Annotated in this window: 18 protein-coding genes; all 18 read right to left on the bottom strand. The window is 37.3% G+C overall.

The window, feature by feature from the left end; all coding sequences use genetic code 11:
• Positions 1 to 88: 88 nt before the first annotated feature.
• Positions 89 to 682, bottom strand: coding sequence for a LemA family protein (locus O3633_RS09710; protein ID WP_000790850.1), 594 nt, complete (start codon positions 680 to 682; stop codon positions 89 to 91).
• 38 nt (positions 683 to 720) lie between these two features.
• Entirely contained in the window at positions 721 to 1563 is an 843-nt protein-coding gene (locus O3633_RS09705) for a TPM domain-containing protein (RefSeq protein WP_371621138.1), read from the bottom strand.
• 627 nt (positions 1564 to 2190) lie between these two features.
• Positions 2191 to 2469, bottom strand: a complete 279-nt coding sequence (locus O3633_RS09700; protein ID WP_049530554.1) for a DUF5960 family protein — start codon at positions 2467 to 2469, stop codon at positions 2191 to 2193.
• Positions 2462 to 2824, bottom strand: a complete 363-nt coding sequence (locus O3633_RS09695) for a hypothetical protein (protein ID WP_049530555.1) — start codon at positions 2822 to 2824, stop codon at positions 2462 to 2464. Before O3633_RS09695 ends, O3633_RS09700 begins: the two co-directional genes overlap by 8 nt.
• The gene (locus tag O3633_RS09690) at positions 2821 to 4236 is read right to left on the bottom strand and encodes a Y-family DNA polymerase (RefSeq protein ID WP_049530556.1); all 1416 of its coding nucleotides are present in this window, start codon (positions 4234 to 4236) and stop codon (positions 2821 to 2823) included. The genes O3633_RS09695 and O3633_RS09690 overlap by 4 nt, the downstream gene beginning before the upstream one ends.
• A gap of 3 nt (positions 4237 to 4239) precedes the next feature.
• Positions 4240 to 4926, bottom strand: a complete 687-nt coding sequence (locus O3633_RS09685) for an XRE family transcriptional regulator (protein WP_049530557.1) — start codon at positions 4924 to 4926, stop codon at positions 4240 to 4242.
• A gap of 146 nt (positions 4927 to 5072) precedes the next feature.
• A complete protein-coding gene (locus tag O3633_RS09680; protein ID WP_049530558.1) occupies positions 5073 to 5585 on the bottom strand; it encodes a GNAT family N-acetyltransferase in 513 nt (170 codons plus the stop codon).
• Positions 5586 to 5972: 387 nt separating this feature from the next.
• Positions 5973 to 6536: a hypothetical protein gene (locus O3633_RS09675; protein WP_049530559.1), complete on the bottom strand. Its 564-nt coding sequence runs from the start codon at positions 6534 to 6536 to the stop codon at positions 5973 to 5975.
• A gap of 64 nt (positions 6537 to 6600) precedes the next feature.
• Positions 6601 to 6861 carry a hypothetical protein gene (locus O3633_RS09670; RefSeq protein ID WP_049530560.1) on the bottom strand — a complete coding sequence of 87 codons (261 nt, stop codon included), beginning with the start codon at positions 6859 to 6861 and terminating at the stop codon, positions 6601 to 6603.
• 112 nt (positions 6862 to 6973) lie between these two features.
• Complete coding sequence (locus O3633_RS09665; protein WP_049530561.1) at positions 6974 to 7291, bottom strand: hypothetical protein; 318 nt, start codon at positions 7289 to 7291, stop codon at positions 6974 to 6976.
• 94 nt (positions 7292 to 7385) lie between these two features.
• Positions 7386 to 7772 carry a Cdi1I family immunity protein gene (locus tag O3633_RS09660; protein ID WP_371621137.1) on the bottom strand — a complete coding sequence of 129 codons (387 nt, stop codon included), beginning with the start codon at positions 7770 to 7772 and terminating at the stop codon, positions 7386 to 7388.
• A 92-nt stretch (positions 7773 to 7864) separates the two neighbouring features.
• Positions 7865 to 8311 (bottom strand): PIM7 family immunity protein, encoded by a 447-nt coding sequence (locus O3633_RS09655; RefSeq protein ID WP_049530563.1) that lies wholly within the window; start codon positions 8309 to 8311, stop codon positions 7865 to 7867.
• A gap of 88 nt (positions 8312 to 8399) precedes the next feature.
• Positions 8400 to 8744, bottom strand: coding sequence for a hypothetical protein (locus tag O3633_RS09650; protein WP_049530564.1), 345 nt, complete (start codon positions 8742 to 8744; stop codon positions 8400 to 8402).
• Between the two features lie 43 nt (positions 8745 to 8787).
• On the bottom strand, positions 8788 to 9108 hold the full coding sequence (locus tag O3633_RS09645; protein ID WP_049530565.1) for a DUF6881 domain-containing protein: 321 nt from the start codon (positions 9106 to 9108) through the stop codon (positions 8788 to 8790).
• Between the two features lie 215 nt (positions 9109 to 9323).
• Positions 9324 to 9740, bottom strand: coding sequence for a hypothetical protein (locus O3633_RS09640; protein ID WP_371621136.1), 417 nt, complete (start codon positions 9738 to 9740; stop codon positions 9324 to 9326).
• A 198-nt stretch (positions 9741 to 9938) separates the two neighbouring features.
• The gene (locus O3633_RS09635; protein ID WP_239681993.1) at positions 9939 to 10076 is read right to left on the bottom strand and encodes an Imm70 family immunity protein; all 138 of its coding nucleotides are present in this window, start codon (positions 10074 to 10076) and stop codon (positions 9939 to 9941) included.
• A 551-nt stretch (positions 10077 to 10627) separates the two neighbouring features.
• On the bottom strand, positions 10628 to 11575 hold the full coding sequence (locus tag O3633_RS09630) for an AEC family transporter (protein ID WP_371621135.1): 948 nt from the start codon (positions 11573 to 11575) through the stop codon (positions 10628 to 10630).
• Positions 11576 to 11652: 77 nt separating this feature from the next.
• Positions 11653 to 13278 carry a malolactic enzyme gene (locus tag O3633_RS09625; RefSeq protein ID WP_371621134.1) on the bottom strand — a complete coding sequence of 542 codons (1626 nt, stop codon included), beginning with the start codon at positions 13276 to 13278 and terminating at the stop codon, positions 11653 to 11655.
• Positions 13279 to 13565 lie beyond the last annotated feature (287 nt).

Below are 13565 nucleotides of genomic sequence, written 5' to 3'. Positions count from 1 at the left end.
CTCCAAAACTCTTTCCTATTTTTATTATAGCAAAAAGACCTGGAAAGTAGTTTCCAGATCTTGCAATTCTTAGAAATAAACGGCCCCTCTACTGTTTTGATGTAGAAGTACTAAAATCAACCTTTGGAGCTGTCTTGGCTTCTTCGCTTTCTTTGAAGGTTTCTGCTTCTTTAAAGTTCATCATATTAGCAAAGAGAACAGTTGGGAAGCTTCTTAATTTTTGATTGTAGTCAGTTGCTGCCTGGTTGTAATCCTTGCGGGCTACAAAAATACGATTTTCGCTTCCAGCCAACTCCGTCATGAGTTGTTCCACATTTTGATTACTCTTAAGCTCAGGATAGTTCTCTGTCAACACAAGCAGGCGTGAAATAGCTGAACTCAACTCACCTTGAGCCTCTTGGTTTTCCTTCGAAGTAACAGAGCCATTCCCAATTTTTGCACGTGCTTCTGCAATCTGGGTGAAGACCTCTGTCTCATGGTTCATTTGTCCCTTTACAGACTCTACCAGATTTCCAATCAAGTCTGAACGACGTTGAAGAGCTGTCGCTACATTTGCTTGAGCTTGTTCTACCTTGGTCTGTTCGGAGACAAGACCGTTATAAGTACCTACAACCGAGCAACCTCCCAGCAAGATAATGGCTAGTAAAATGCTCAATACATAAATGATTCCTTTATTTTTCATATCTAAACCTACTCATTTCTTTAAATTTTATACTAACATTACCAATCATCAGAGGAACCTCCACCGTCAAAGCCTCCGCCGTCCCAGCCACCAGAAGAATCTGAACCTGAGTCTGACCAAGATGAATCTGAATCGGATGAGTCACTAAACCACCAGCCACCGCTAGACGAGTCACCGTTACGAGAACTTCCACCTCCTCTGATAACGGCAATAATGACTCCAATGATATATACCACCATCATGAACCCAAAGAAATCTTTTATGGGGTCATTTTTTTGACTGTAATTTGAGGAACTGCTTCTATTTCGACTCGATTTTTTTCCACTGATGCTTTCAGAATAACGTTTGATTTTAGCGGATTCATCAGATTGAAATGTTCCACTTCCTCTATAAAACTGATTGTCCAAGCCTTTGGCAATCGCTAGAATTCCTTTACTATAGTCCCCATTTTTAAAATCTGTACGACTGGCTGCCAAGATCTGCTTGGTTTGGTAGTCCGTTATTCTAATTGCGGTATTATTACTTGTCTCAATCCTTGATTTACGATCTTGAACAGCTACCACAATCAAACTTCCAAAATTATCTCCTGAATAACCTATCTTCCAGGCTCTAGCAGTCTCATTAGCTACTGTTTCAATGTTTTCTCCTTCTAAACTGTCCACGATATAAACTCCCACTTGAAGCTTTTCTGCCTTTTTACTATTAGCTTCATTCAAATCACGAATTTGTGTGATAGTATCCTCTGTCAAATAGTGATTTGGATCGTAGATACCATAGTCTGGTTTTTCAGGTGCTGTGAATGCTGATAAGAAGAGAAATCCCATCAGCAATCCAAGGATACGCGCCAAGAAACTTTTCTTTAACAATCTATATTTTTTCATAATAACCTCCCTGTGCAAGGAAAATTGTTTAGAGAATTATAGCATTTTGATTTTTATAAAAAAAGTACATTTTCATTACAAATCTATGACAAGAACTAAGAAAATGATGTTGTTTTGATGACAAATCTGACTCTCTATTCTGCATTAAATGGTCTAAATTTCCACCATATTGACTGCAATCTCTAGAAGGAATAAGCAGAGGCACTCGAAACCAATCTTAGATAAATTTTGGATCTGTTGGCAAGCCTTATTTCTTGGCATTATAGTTCATAAGATTTGCATTTCTTGATATTCAACAACTCATGACAAAAGAGAGGCTTTGAGAGGGAGGAATTCCTCTGTACTACACCCCCGAAAAATTTAACTTTCGGGGTCTATACATTCTTAAATCTACTAGTCTTTGTATTCTTGTGGAGAGAAATTTTTATTTTACAATATGATAAAAAATATAGTCATCGATATATTTATCTACTGATCAAACATTTTTTACGTTTTTTCCGTTATTCTCAAAATTTTCAAATCACTTGATGAATTTATAATGTTTTAGCACTCTCTGTTAGGGGTGCTATTTCACTGGGTAATTTATTTTCAAAATAAATATAGGCTTCATCTGTCATAGCGTTCAAATTATCTATTCACATGCTTTTTATAGTGAAAACTTCTACATCCTACGCGATAATCTATCTCAAAATAATAATAATGATCTCTGCCATCTTTGGCATTTTCCTTGTTTAAAACAAAGTAGTTCTTTTGGTTGATGGCCATGGTCCGTAGGATATCATCAATGAGAAAGGTCAGGGGTACATTCATGGTAGAGTACTTTTGAAAATCTTCTTCAAAGCGGATGTAATCATCTGAGAAGTAATCCATCTGCAATTTGTTTTCATATAACTCTTTTCTAGTCATCAACTTCCTCCTGACAAAGTTGGATTGTGAGAATATCATCTACCTTTATTAATCGATAACCTTCATCCGTTCTAACAGAGATTTCTTGAGGAGATAATTCTCTTACTTCACCCAATATCGTGCTTTTATAATTTTTCTCCTTGACCACAAAAGAGCCTTTTTGTCGTCCAACGTAGAGCTGGGAAAGCCACAACAATTTCTCAACTGGATTCAAATCAGGCGATACATCGACACGATTTTTTTCTGCACTGAGTGAACTGGTATGCTCCGATAAGAAAAATCCCATCCACTTCTGCATGCCTGGATCCTGGTAGTCCCTCGCGGATTGAAAAGGTAAGTAAGAACGATCAATCATTTGAGTCCATCTAATCCTCCAGCAGAATGCCCTCCGATCAGCTTACTTCTGGCAATACTTCTCGATGCATCCTCTAAGGCAGTCGCCTTCAAGAGAGAAGTAAATCCGAATTGTTCTCGAATGGAATCAATGGCAGTCTGGAGCCTTTCTTCTTTTTCTAGCTTGTCAACATCATCAAAAAGGGAAATTAAAGCAAAGGACTCGTCCACAAATCCTGAATAACTAACGGCAACACTTCTGACAGCCCCAGAAGTATATTTGCTATGGAATAATTTCAGTACATAACTGACTAAAAGACTGGTATTATTGGTCGGCTCAACCTTCATCTGGGTATGGATGGAGCGTTTTTGTTCCTGCTTAGAAAAACTAAGATGGATAGACACAACTGTCGTCTTCTTTCTGGCCCGTCGAAGCCTGATAGCCACCTGCTCAGCCATCTCTCGGAAGATAACTTCGATATCTCGCTGCTTGACATAGTCTCTCGGTAAAATTTGCGAATTGCCTAAGCCGTGAGATTTTGGCTTATAAGGCTTATGAACATTACTCTCATCTATTCCATTGGCATGAAACCACAAGCGTAGTCCAGCTTGGCCAAGCTCCTTCTTCAGGACATCAGGATTGCTATTGGCTAATTCCTTAATCGAATAGATTTCCAAGCTATTCAAGCGCTTCTCCATCCGATGCCCAATCCCCCAAAAGTCGGTCATCTTTGGAATGGACCAGACCTTATCCTCCACATCTTGGTAAGACCAATTGGCTCGCATAGTCGGTGTGTGCTTAGCTTCATTATCCAAGGCCAACTTAGCAAGCAGAGGATTGGCATTCGACATACCGACTGTCGAGTAAATCCCGGTCTGCCGCCAGATATCTCTCTGGATACGAGCCGAAAGCATGTCCAGCTTATCTTTACGAGAAATCTGCTGGTCCGGAACAAAATAATTGAGCGAACTGGTTAGATCAATAAAGCCTTCATCAATTGAATAAGGATAAATATCATCTGGACTGCCATAGTTATGAAAGATTCGTTGGATTTCCATATTGACTGCAATATACTTATCCATCCGAGGAGGAACAATGACGGTCACTTGAGCCCAATCCTCGATAAATTTCACATAAGCTGAATCCGTAGGTAGGCCTTGTTTCTTAGCATTGTAGTAGGAAAATTTGCGCGTCTTGATATCAAAAGGCATATCATGAGCTCGACCAACATTTGCTTTCCCAAACACCTTTTTAAACATAGGCGAGGAGGCAAGAATAAGCCCAACAGAATTATCCGCCCGACTCATGACACAAAGGGAGGTTTTAAGAGGATGAAGCCCTCTTTCCACACACTCAACACTGGCATAAAAGGACTTCATATCGACAAAGGCAATATCACTTTTGGGCTCTCTGGAATAATCAAAGTAGCCCATAGACTATCCCTCCATTGGCACAAAGTTACCCACGATAATGCCTACAATCCTCGGATCTTCCTCATAGGAGATGAAAATATCCTTGTATTTAGGATTGATGGAGACTAGACGTAAACCTTCTGCCTCTCGATAGACCCGTTTGATATAGGTCTGGTTATTGCAAACCACTGCATAGACTGCCCCGTCATAATCAAATCCGGTCTCTCGAATCAGAGCCACGGAACCGTTTTGATATTTAGGTTCCATAGAATCCCCTGATACCCAGGAAGCAAAATCATGAGCCAGTTCCTCATTGAAATAAACCGTATCAAAGTTGCGATCATCATAAACTGAAGCTCCGATACCGGCTGACATACGTTCGTAGACATGATACTCGAAAAGTTTTTCTGGCATGGTCGTTACCTTCTTGGCTTGTTCTTCTTGAACCAGGTTGCGAGCATAAACTACCACCTTTTCTTTCCCTTGATTAGAGAGGCTATTGTAGAGACGGACAATCTCAATTTGGGTGAAATAGCCTTTTGGTACTTTTAAGATTTTCTCTAGCTGACTAACCTTTTCTTCGGAAGGCTCCTTGACTCCACGCTCCCAAGCCGAATAAGCCTGAAAACTAATGCCAAGCTGCTCTGCAATCTCTTTCTGTGTTAATTTTAGCTCTTTTCTCCGAGCCTTGAGTTTCTCTGGTTGGTACATATTTTACCTCCTAGCGTGATGTTTTCATCGTAGGTTGATTCTATTTTAAAAATTCAACCATTTTGGTTTATTTTTATTATATCAAAAAAGTAGACGAATGTCTACTAGGAATGTTGAGTTTTGGCAAACGACTGGTAATGATGATGCTATAGATTCCTTATCTCAAATATCGCCGTATGAATCCACTCGTTATTCATTTGAAAGTCATTTTCTATGATTTTACTAAAGGTGAAACCGTTTTTTAAAAGCACTCTCTGAGAGGCCAGATTGTCCGTTGCCGTCCCTGCGATAATCTTATGTAAACCATAAGTAGTAAAGGCCTTTTCTAAAACGAGTTTAACTGCTTCGCTTGCATATCCTAAATTAGTAACATTTTCTCCAATCCTATATCCAAGTTCTGCTGTTTTTCGATCATCCTCTAAGACACTTAAATTGATTCTTCCGACCATAGTACCTTGTGCATCTCTAATAAGATGCATGTAGACATCATGATTCTCTTGTTCCCTTAACAATTCCCTTGTAATTTCTTTAAAACCTTCTGAATCAAAATAGGTAGCTGATCTAGGAGGTAAATTCCGCTCAAAATACTCTCTATTTTCTTTTTCAAAAGAATAAACATCTATGCTATTTTCTTCAGACATCAACTCTAAACTTATCATTGTAAACCATCTCCTATCATTCTTTAAACTCAAATTTACTCATGTTCATACAAAGTGATATTTACAAAATTTAAAGAGATATCTTAATTTTTTCATATCGTATCTACATTATAACACAACATACTATGAAGAAAAATAATATCCATCAAAGTCCTCATAAATTCCAACATCTTGCTAAACAGGCTGGAATGCCTATGGAAGCTATTTTAAAAGCACTAACCCACAGCGATACATGCTTTCCTATCAGAGCAAATACGACTCTTATCCTGGCATTTAGTTACAGATCAAACTCTAACTTGACATCTAGAAATTCCAATCGTGGGTTTAGCATATTTCAAAGTAAGATGAAGTTTTCAAGGGTGCGACCAGTTATCTTTGTAAAAACATTTAATAAAAGTCACTCGTCCAGAAGGGTACTTGCTTATATTCTTTTAAAGCTAGAGAAAGTTTCCTATTTCCAAATTCAATCTCAAAATAATCGTATAAGTCTTTGCCATAGTAAATAATATCTAAATCCACTACTGATAAAATCGGCATCTCCTGATTCTCATAACTAGGGAGAAAACGATGCCCATATAAGGGGATTAAGCGAGGTGCTGATCCTAATATTTTCCTGATTTGTACATTTCTGTCCAAGAGTGTAGTCGGCTCGATTCCCCAAGATGCATCCCACACCAGTTCATCCAAACTTTCCAAAATTCCATCATAGGGAGCAGCTAGGTTCCGTTTTATATGTTCTATATTTTCAGCTGAGAAATCTCTCCAGTTATAAAAACCTTCTGAAATAGGCAACAATTGTTGATAGACTGCCAACCACTGCTCAGGAAATTCAATTCCATAGATTGTCTCAACTTTTTGTATTTCTTCATCACTTAGACCTGGTTCCAAAGAAATCCCATTCTCGAGCAATAGCATCTTAATCCTATCGATTTTCAAAAGATCTCCAACCATTTCCTCTCCTCCTATTCACTCCCTATTTTATGGAGATTAGAGCACATGTCACATCTTAGCTAAATTAAAATGACTTCAAAAAATCAACAACCCCATCATGTAATTGTATATTCTTATTTAAAACTTCCTTACTCTCTTTATCAGATAACTCTAAATTCATATTACGATAGCCATCCAACAATTCCATCATCAAAACCAAAGTATCATAACTAACATTAAAAAGCAGTTCTTCTTTAGTTAAATCACTCTGATGGATATTCATATTTACAGCTTGCTCCTGGATGATTTTTAGTTCTTGTAAAAATAGTGCTTGCTTATCTGTCATGCTTTATCTAGTCTTTCTATTTTTATTATGGGTATATTGAACTTCCTTATCGCACAGGCCTGGAGATTCAAGTTACCAAAATTCTCTCTTTGACAAATGAAGATTGTTCCTGTCATAAGATAAATTTCCTGAATAATTCTGGAATTCCACCTTCCTGTGTCAATAAAGTCTTTACAGCAAAATCATTATCGCAAAAAACGATTTCTTGAAAGACATTATCCATTCTCCACTCGATTTCCGTATAAGAAATATTATCATTTTCTACATTAACAATTTTAAACCAACCTATTGTCACTCCATAAAAAATAATCTCTTCCAATATCTGAGGCGAATATCCTTTATTTTTAATAAAAAACAAAAATAAAGTCGAAATAATAGCATCTTCTTCAACTATCGAGAGTAAGAGTTCTCTTAAATCCTCAAAAATCATTTTATTTACCTCCAGTCAGCTCCTCACTGATCTCATCTCTTTTGATTTCTACCAAAGTATTACGTTCGCTAATCTTATAATAGCCTATCAAATCTCAATACTCTTCACAGATAACTTCAATGTCCTTATCTGAAATAGTTCGATTAGATTTTAGGATAAATTTTTTAATACTATTTATATCCTCATCTGTCAGATGTTCAACGCGAAATTCAATGATAAAATCGACGATATCGCTATTTCCTGAAATAATAATCATCGCATCTTCAACAACTCTTCCTACAAATATTTGCCTCACATGCAAATATCCAGTAGCTGGACTCGAAAAATACCGCTCCCACTTTATAGCACTTGAATAACTTAGTTCCTGGTCCTTATAATAAAAGTGAGAAGTAACAATCTGCTGGCTAACATCTAATAAATTCAATAAGCTATCTATCATGGTTACGTCTGCTACCGCTATTCTCAATTCAACACTTAACATCATTTCATTCCTATTTATCAATACTCAGTAATAAATTACACGTTTTTTGTTGTTCTTCGATCCGTTATGATAACCGTTTAGGTACACTTTACTCATTCTACAGTTTCACGATCCTGCCAAAAGAACTGAGCATCCTTTAAATCAAGATGTTCTATCTGAATATCACGGCAAACAATTGTCATTTGCAACAAACCAATATCAACCATACACTTCACAAAATCAGGATTCTCCTCATAAATTTGTAAAGAAATTTCTTGACCATGATGATGCAATTCCCCTCTAGTCATATCTTTGACATGTTTATCTTTTCTCCACTGGATGTCTAAAGCATCATTGCTATACTCTACTTTTGCGCATACTAAAAACTTAATTTCCCAGTATTTTTCTTTGTTATGATAATCTTCTATGCACAAAGAAACCTCATCTCCAAAATAGGATATCTTTAAATCTAGTATTCCCATTTCCCAATAATCTAGTTCTTCAAGCTCTTTTTGCTTGGTAGATAAATCAAACAGCAACAAGATTTTTCTCCTTCCCATTTATCTCCAAATAAATTCCTCAGATATTTATAGATGACTATTTTCATCAATAGCGCTAAGCTCTACCAAGGTTCAGCCTAACACCAAGTCACCGTCTATCTTGAAGATTACACTCCTCAATGTATTCTAACCAGGCATCAATAGTGGGAAACACTTCTCTTTGCTCCCATCCTATATCAGCAAAGTCATGAATGATATGCACTAGAGTACTATCAACATCTTCAAAACAGGCGATATCATCATTATCACCTCTCCTTGCAAATGGATATAATGTTCGCTCAGGATATCTTGTTTGAAGACCTCGAAATCTTCTCACTGTTTCATCGTCATTCATCAAGTACCATACACCAAAATCAACCCTACCTTCGGAAACTAAATCCTTTAATGATTGTGGATAGGAAAAGAAAGAATGCTCAAATGTAATGTCCGACATGAATGTTCCCCCTTGTTACTATTGAAAAAACAGCAAATACTTGTTACCTTTCGGCCCATTTAGCTAATTTGATACAATAATCTTCGATTAAAGCTTCTGTGTCATACATTTTTAGAATATTCTCAAAATCTATCGCTGATATTTCAGATACATCAAACTCCCCTATAGCATTTATTGCATCAAAATCACTTGGATATGGAGCTTCTCCCAACTCCAAAGGTGTCCGATTATCAAAATAAGCTACGTGTCCATTATGGTAGATATCTAATCGTTTCGTTTCATAGCGCTCCTCGTCTATTTCAGAATACATTATGATCGGATCACAGTCATTCGTGTGATTCCAAATTGTTTTATAATACAACATTCAGTCCCCCTAATTCCCCAACTATCTATCCAGTCAAAATCATCTCTCTTTAGATACCACCCATAACATGGACTAAGTAAGTCTTTAGTTTAATTTCAACTCGTATTCTCCAAATTTTCTGTGATAAGGTCCATCTACAATTCTTTCATCTGTCACACGGCCCAAGACATAGGTTTACTAAGATTTTTTCTAGTCGTTCCTTTAAAACTGAGGGGTTAATTGGTCCCACCTACTAAGCTAGTAAACCAATCATCATAAAATTGTTTCTGTTCTGCGACACTGACACAGTTTAAGTTTGGTTTATCTTGGTCAAAAATCTCATAAACATTGTTTAAACTGGCTTGTTTTCCCATTTCCAAGAAATAGGCTTTTTCTCCTCCAAAATTCAGCTGCATCGGAGAAGGAAATACACACTTGTCAGCTCCATTGCATTGGAGAATCCCGCCTTCCTTTTCCAAATCCAGACGATAGTTCGTAAGCGCCTCAAAGAAAGAGTCGGCTTCATAGCGTTCAAAACCCGAATCTCTATCAACATCAAGAATACATAATTCTTCGCTATCTCTAATAAAAATCTGACAAGTTTCTATTCTATTCTCATCCTTATAATAAATCGGCAATAAAACGACTCTCATTTCCCACCTCTGCTGATTTTTTGTAAAATCTTTTACTTTAAATTTTTCACTATTTCGAGCATCCGTCTCATAACTTAGTCCTGCACAAGCAAGAAAATCTACAAACTAGAAATCTCAACACTTTTCCCCATAGAAATTGCATGTTCAAAGCCCAAAATATTATCATAAGACGATAATTTGCTAAACTATACTCTATAGTTAGAGTAGACAATTCTTTAAATAATATACTGAAACTCTCCCCTGATACAATTCATTCATAAGGATTGGATAACGACTACCCCAATTTGCATTTTCAAGACGGACAAAGACAGTTGAAAAAAGGAATTCAAAATCCAATTGTCTAATAGAACAAGCCAACCTTTAAGACAAGTGACATCGTAATCCCCATAAATTTATTTCAACAGAAAATCAGTTATTCTAAGCTATTATAGCATTCTTTCAAGTAAAGTTGTATGGGCTTTTCTTAAATTCATTAAAAAACACCTCATGGTGTGAACCACGAAGTGTTTCGAAACGTTGATAGTATCGTGTTGATGAACCTTTTGAGGCAACTGACTTTGTCAGGTTGCAGCCACATTTGTAAGCGACTAAAGTCGCAACAACTGTGTCAATTGCACCAATTTAGTATGGAAGCATAAAAAGAACACCTCGAAAGGTGCTTTTTGTAAGTATAGTCATTCTTTCGAAGAACGTTTACTAAATTGTGAAGCTTTACGAGCTTTTTTCAATCCTAGTTTGAAAAGTCTGGCTTTTAGGACAGCTCAAAAGCGCTTGATAGGAAACGTCCTAAAAGTTTCTGCCGATTTTGATTTCAAGAAATAGGAATAGATGTATCTATAATAGTGAAATTTCTTAACGCAAAACTTTCAATCCTATCCTCTACCTTCTTATCCTAATAAAGTTTGTAATATTGGAATAACAACGATAAATAGAACTGTACTTAGAGTCACCACATTCGTAGAGAATTCCACATCTCCTTTTCCCTGATTAGCAAGAATCGGAAGAACAGCTAAAGCTGGTGTAGCGGACTGAATCATAAAGGTCTTAAATTCTACTGTCGCCATATTTGGTGCAAAGAACTTCAATACAAGAAGCATGATTAGAGGAGCCAGGATAAAGCGTCCAACTAAAGTGACAATTGTATCTTTATCAAAAGTAATAGTTTTCAAGCCTGCCTTTGCAAGAACGATACCAATATAAATCAGAGATAGGGGAGTGACGATATTTCCAACATAGGTTAAGGTATTCGTTGCGAAATCTGGAATAGAGATTCGGAGAATCAAAAATAGCAGAGCCACAAGAAAACCTACAAGCGGAGCTGGTAGCAATTTCTTCCAGTCAAATTTACTCGTCTCCTTGCTTTGACCCGATTTACTGTCACTCGTCATCAAATACACGCCTAATGTCCAGGTGGAAATCGTGTTGGTGATATAGTAAATTAAGAAATAAGGGAGAGCCTGATCCCCAAAAAGAGCAACGTTTAAAGGTAAACCAATAAAAATCGTATTGGCATTCACAAAGGTATTAATCATGGTTCCTCGCCGTCCTGGACGAACCTTGAAAACCACAACTGCAATATAAGCTACGATATAGCCCAAGATAAAGGCCACAAATGTATAAAGGAGACCCCCAGAAAGACTGATTAGTTTATCTAGTGTTAGGTATTTCATTACCGACACAAAGATTGACGCTGGCAAGGCTACATTCATGATCAAACGAGATAGGTTAGGTCCAAAGGCATCTCCAAACCATCCCTTCACCTGAAGAATATACCCCAAAACAATAATAGCGATAATCGGAATGATACTCGTAATCGAGGTTAAAAAGAGTGACATAGGTATCCTTTCTAAATTACTTAAGTCCACAGCCCATACAAATCTGTCGCTAGCGAAGGATAGACAGCAGCAGTGAATTATTTATACTCTGGATACCACTTCAAATCACGAACTGCTTTGGACATATCTGTTTCCTTAGCACGCGCAAGACCTTGTTCTTGTGCTTTTTTAGCAACCGCTTCTGCTACTTTAATGGAAACATCGGCTACATACTTGAATGGAGGCAAGACTGGTGCTCCAGGTTGCCCTGGATTGACAATACCACTCAATGAATGAGCCGCTGCTCCAATCATTTCATCAGTCAAAAGACTTGCTTCAGAAGCCAGCATACCTAGACCAAGACCTGGGTAAATCAAGGCATTATTGGCTTGACCAATCACATAGTTTACACCTTTATAAGAAACCGTATCAGCAGGAATTCCTGTTGCGACAAAAGCTTTGCCATCTGACCATTCAATCAAATCTTTGGCACTAGCTTCTGCTAGTTTGGTTGGATTTGACAAAGGGAAAATCATCGGACGTTCTGTATTTTCACACATAGCTTCTACTATTTCTTTAGTGAAGGTATTAGGTTGAGTTGAAGTTCCTACAAGAATGGTTGGCTTCACAGTCTTCACTACTTCAAGCAGGTCTGTCAACTTGTCTGCATTACTAAAGTCAGCACGTTTCTTAGCAAACGGTTTTTGTTCAGGAGTTAGGTCATCCATGTCATCAAAGAGAAGACCTTGTTTATCAACCATAAAGAAACGTTTATAGGCTTCTTCTTCAGAAATACCTTCACTCACCATTTCACGAAGAACACGAGAGGCAATTCCTGCACCTGCAGTACCACCACCATAGCAGAGATAAACTTGATCTGTTAATTTTTCACCACTAATATCCAGTGAACCAAAGATACCACCCAAGGTAACGATTCCTGTACCTTGAATATCATCATTAAAAGTTGGAATTTGTTTCCGGTATTTTTCAAGAATATTGGCAGCATTCAAGCGGCCGAAGTCTTCCCAGTGAAGGTAGAGTTTAGGAAAGAGACGTTCTGCTGTTTGAACAAATTGGTCAATAAAGTCGTAGTAACGATCTCCGCGAACCCGTTCGTGACGATTTCCTAAGTAATTAGGATTGTTACGAAGTTCTTCACGGTTAGTCCCTGCATCAATGACTAAAGGAAGAACCATAGAAGGATCGATTCCAGCAGCACCCGTGTAGACCATCAATTTCCCAACAGAAATATCGACACCATTTGTTCCCCAGTCACCGATTCCAAGGATTCCTTCTGCATCTGTTACAACAATGAGACGAATCTCGCGATCCCCAGCAGCATTTTTCAAAGTGGCTTCAATATTTTCAGGATGATTGATATCAAGATATCCCGCATATTGGGGATCTACAAAGAGGTCACTATAGCCTTCAATGGTATCTGCAATGGTTGGATCGTATACAATTGGATTGAATTCCTCCAAATGTTGAGAAAAGAGGTAATAGAAAAGAGTTCGGTTGGTATTAAAAATTTCCATTAGGAAAAGACGTTTTTCCAAATCATTGGCTTTTGTTTGCATTTGTGCATAAGTTTGCGCCGCTTGCTCTTCAATCGTTTGAACATACGGTGGCAGTAAACCAATAAGACCTAGTTCCTTTCGCTCCTCTAAGGTAAAGGCAGTACCTTTATTGAGGAAAGGGTTGTTTAAAATATCATGTGCAGTCATAGTGCAACCTCCTTTTTACTTCTATTATACCACTTAAAATGAATTGTTTGGAAAACTTTGTTGTTTAAAAAATACAATCGTGTACACATATGTTATAATGAGTCTACGAAGACAATTTTCTAATAAGCTCTTTTATACTTAAAACACTATTGTTAATGGCACTTTAAGGTGTTATTTTTTATAAAGTTCTGAACTCATAAAACTCTCGATGATCACTCTTTACTAAAAGTTTCGAGTAAAAGAAACTAATCATACAAATTGGCAATCCGAATTAAAATAAAAATTAC

The sequence above is a fragment of the Streptococcus sp. 27098_8_22 genome (assembly GCF_041432415.1).
Classification (GTDB): Bacteria; Bacillota; Bacilli; order Lactobacillales; family Streptococcaceae; genus Streptococcus; species Streptococcus pseudopneumoniae_M.
The sequence above is the reverse complement of the archived record's forward strand: the minus strand, read 5'-3'. Positions and strand labels throughout refer to the sequence as shown.

Excerpts from the sequence above, each read along its gene's own strand:
- O3633_RS09710 (WP_000790850.1), bottom strand. The coding sequence starts at position 682 with ATGAAAAATAAAGGAATCATTTATGTATTGAGCATTTTACTAGCCATT.
- O3633_RS09705 (WP_371621138.1), bottom strand. The coding sequence starts at position 1,563 with ATGAAAAAATATAGATTGTTAAAGAAAAGTTTCTTGGCGCGTATCCTT.
- O3633_RS09700 (WP_049530554.1), bottom strand. The coding sequence starts at position 2,469 with ATGACTAGAAAAGAGTTATATGAAAACAAATTGCAGATGGATTACTTC.
- O3633_RS09695 (WP_049530555.1), bottom strand. The coding sequence starts at position 2,824 with ATGATTGATCGTTCTTACTTACCTTTTCAATCCGCGAGGGACTACCAG.
- O3633_RS09690 (WP_049530556.1), bottom strand. The coding sequence starts at position 4,236 with ATGGGCTACTTTGATTATTCCAGAGAGCCCAAAAGTGATATTGCCTTT.
- O3633_RS09685 (WP_049530557.1), bottom strand. The coding sequence starts at position 4,926 with ATGTACCAACCAGAGAAACTCAAGGCTCGGAGAAAAGAGCTAAAATTA.
- O3633_RS09680 (WP_049530558.1), bottom strand. The coding sequence starts at position 5,585 with ATGATAAGTTTAGAGTTGATGTCTGAAGAAAATAGCATAGATGTTTAT.
- O3633_RS09675 (WP_049530559.1), bottom strand. The coding sequence starts at position 6,536 with ATGGTTGGAGATCTTTTGAAAATCGATAGGATTAAGATGCTATTGCTC.
- O3633_RS09670 (WP_049530560.1), bottom strand. The coding sequence starts at position 6,861 with ATGACAGATAAGCAAGCACTATTTTTACAAGAACTAAAAATCATCCAG.
- O3633_RS09665 (WP_049530561.1), bottom strand. The coding sequence starts at position 7,291 with ATGATTTTTGAGGATTTAAGAGAACTCTTACTCTCGATAGTTGAAGAA.
- O3633_RS09660 (WP_371621137.1), bottom strand. The coding sequence starts at position 7,772 with ATGTTAAGTGTTGAATTGAGAATAGCGGTAGCAGACGTAACCATGATA.
- O3633_RS09655 (WP_049530563.1), bottom strand. The coding sequence starts at position 8,311 with ATGGGAAGGAGAAAAATCTTGTTGCTGTTTGATTTATCTACCAAGCAA.
- O3633_RS09650 (WP_049530564.1), bottom strand. The coding sequence starts at position 8,744 with ATGTCGGACATTACATTTGAGCATTCTTTCTTTTCCTATCCACAATCA.
- O3633_RS09645 (WP_049530565.1), bottom strand. The coding sequence starts at position 9,108 with ATGTTGTATTATAAAACAATTTGGAATCACACGAATGACTGTGATCCG.
- O3633_RS09640 (WP_371621136.1), bottom strand. The coding sequence starts at position 9,740 with ATGAGAGTCGTTTTATTGCCGATTTATTATAAGGATGAGAATAGAATA.
- O3633_RS09630 (WP_371621135.1), bottom strand. The coding sequence starts at position 11,575 with ATGTCACTCTTTTTAACCTCGATTACGAGTATCATTCCGATTATCGCT.
- O3633_RS09625 (WP_371621134.1), bottom strand. The coding sequence starts at position 13,278 with ATGACTGCACATGATATTTTAAACAACCCTTTCCTCAATAAAGGTACT.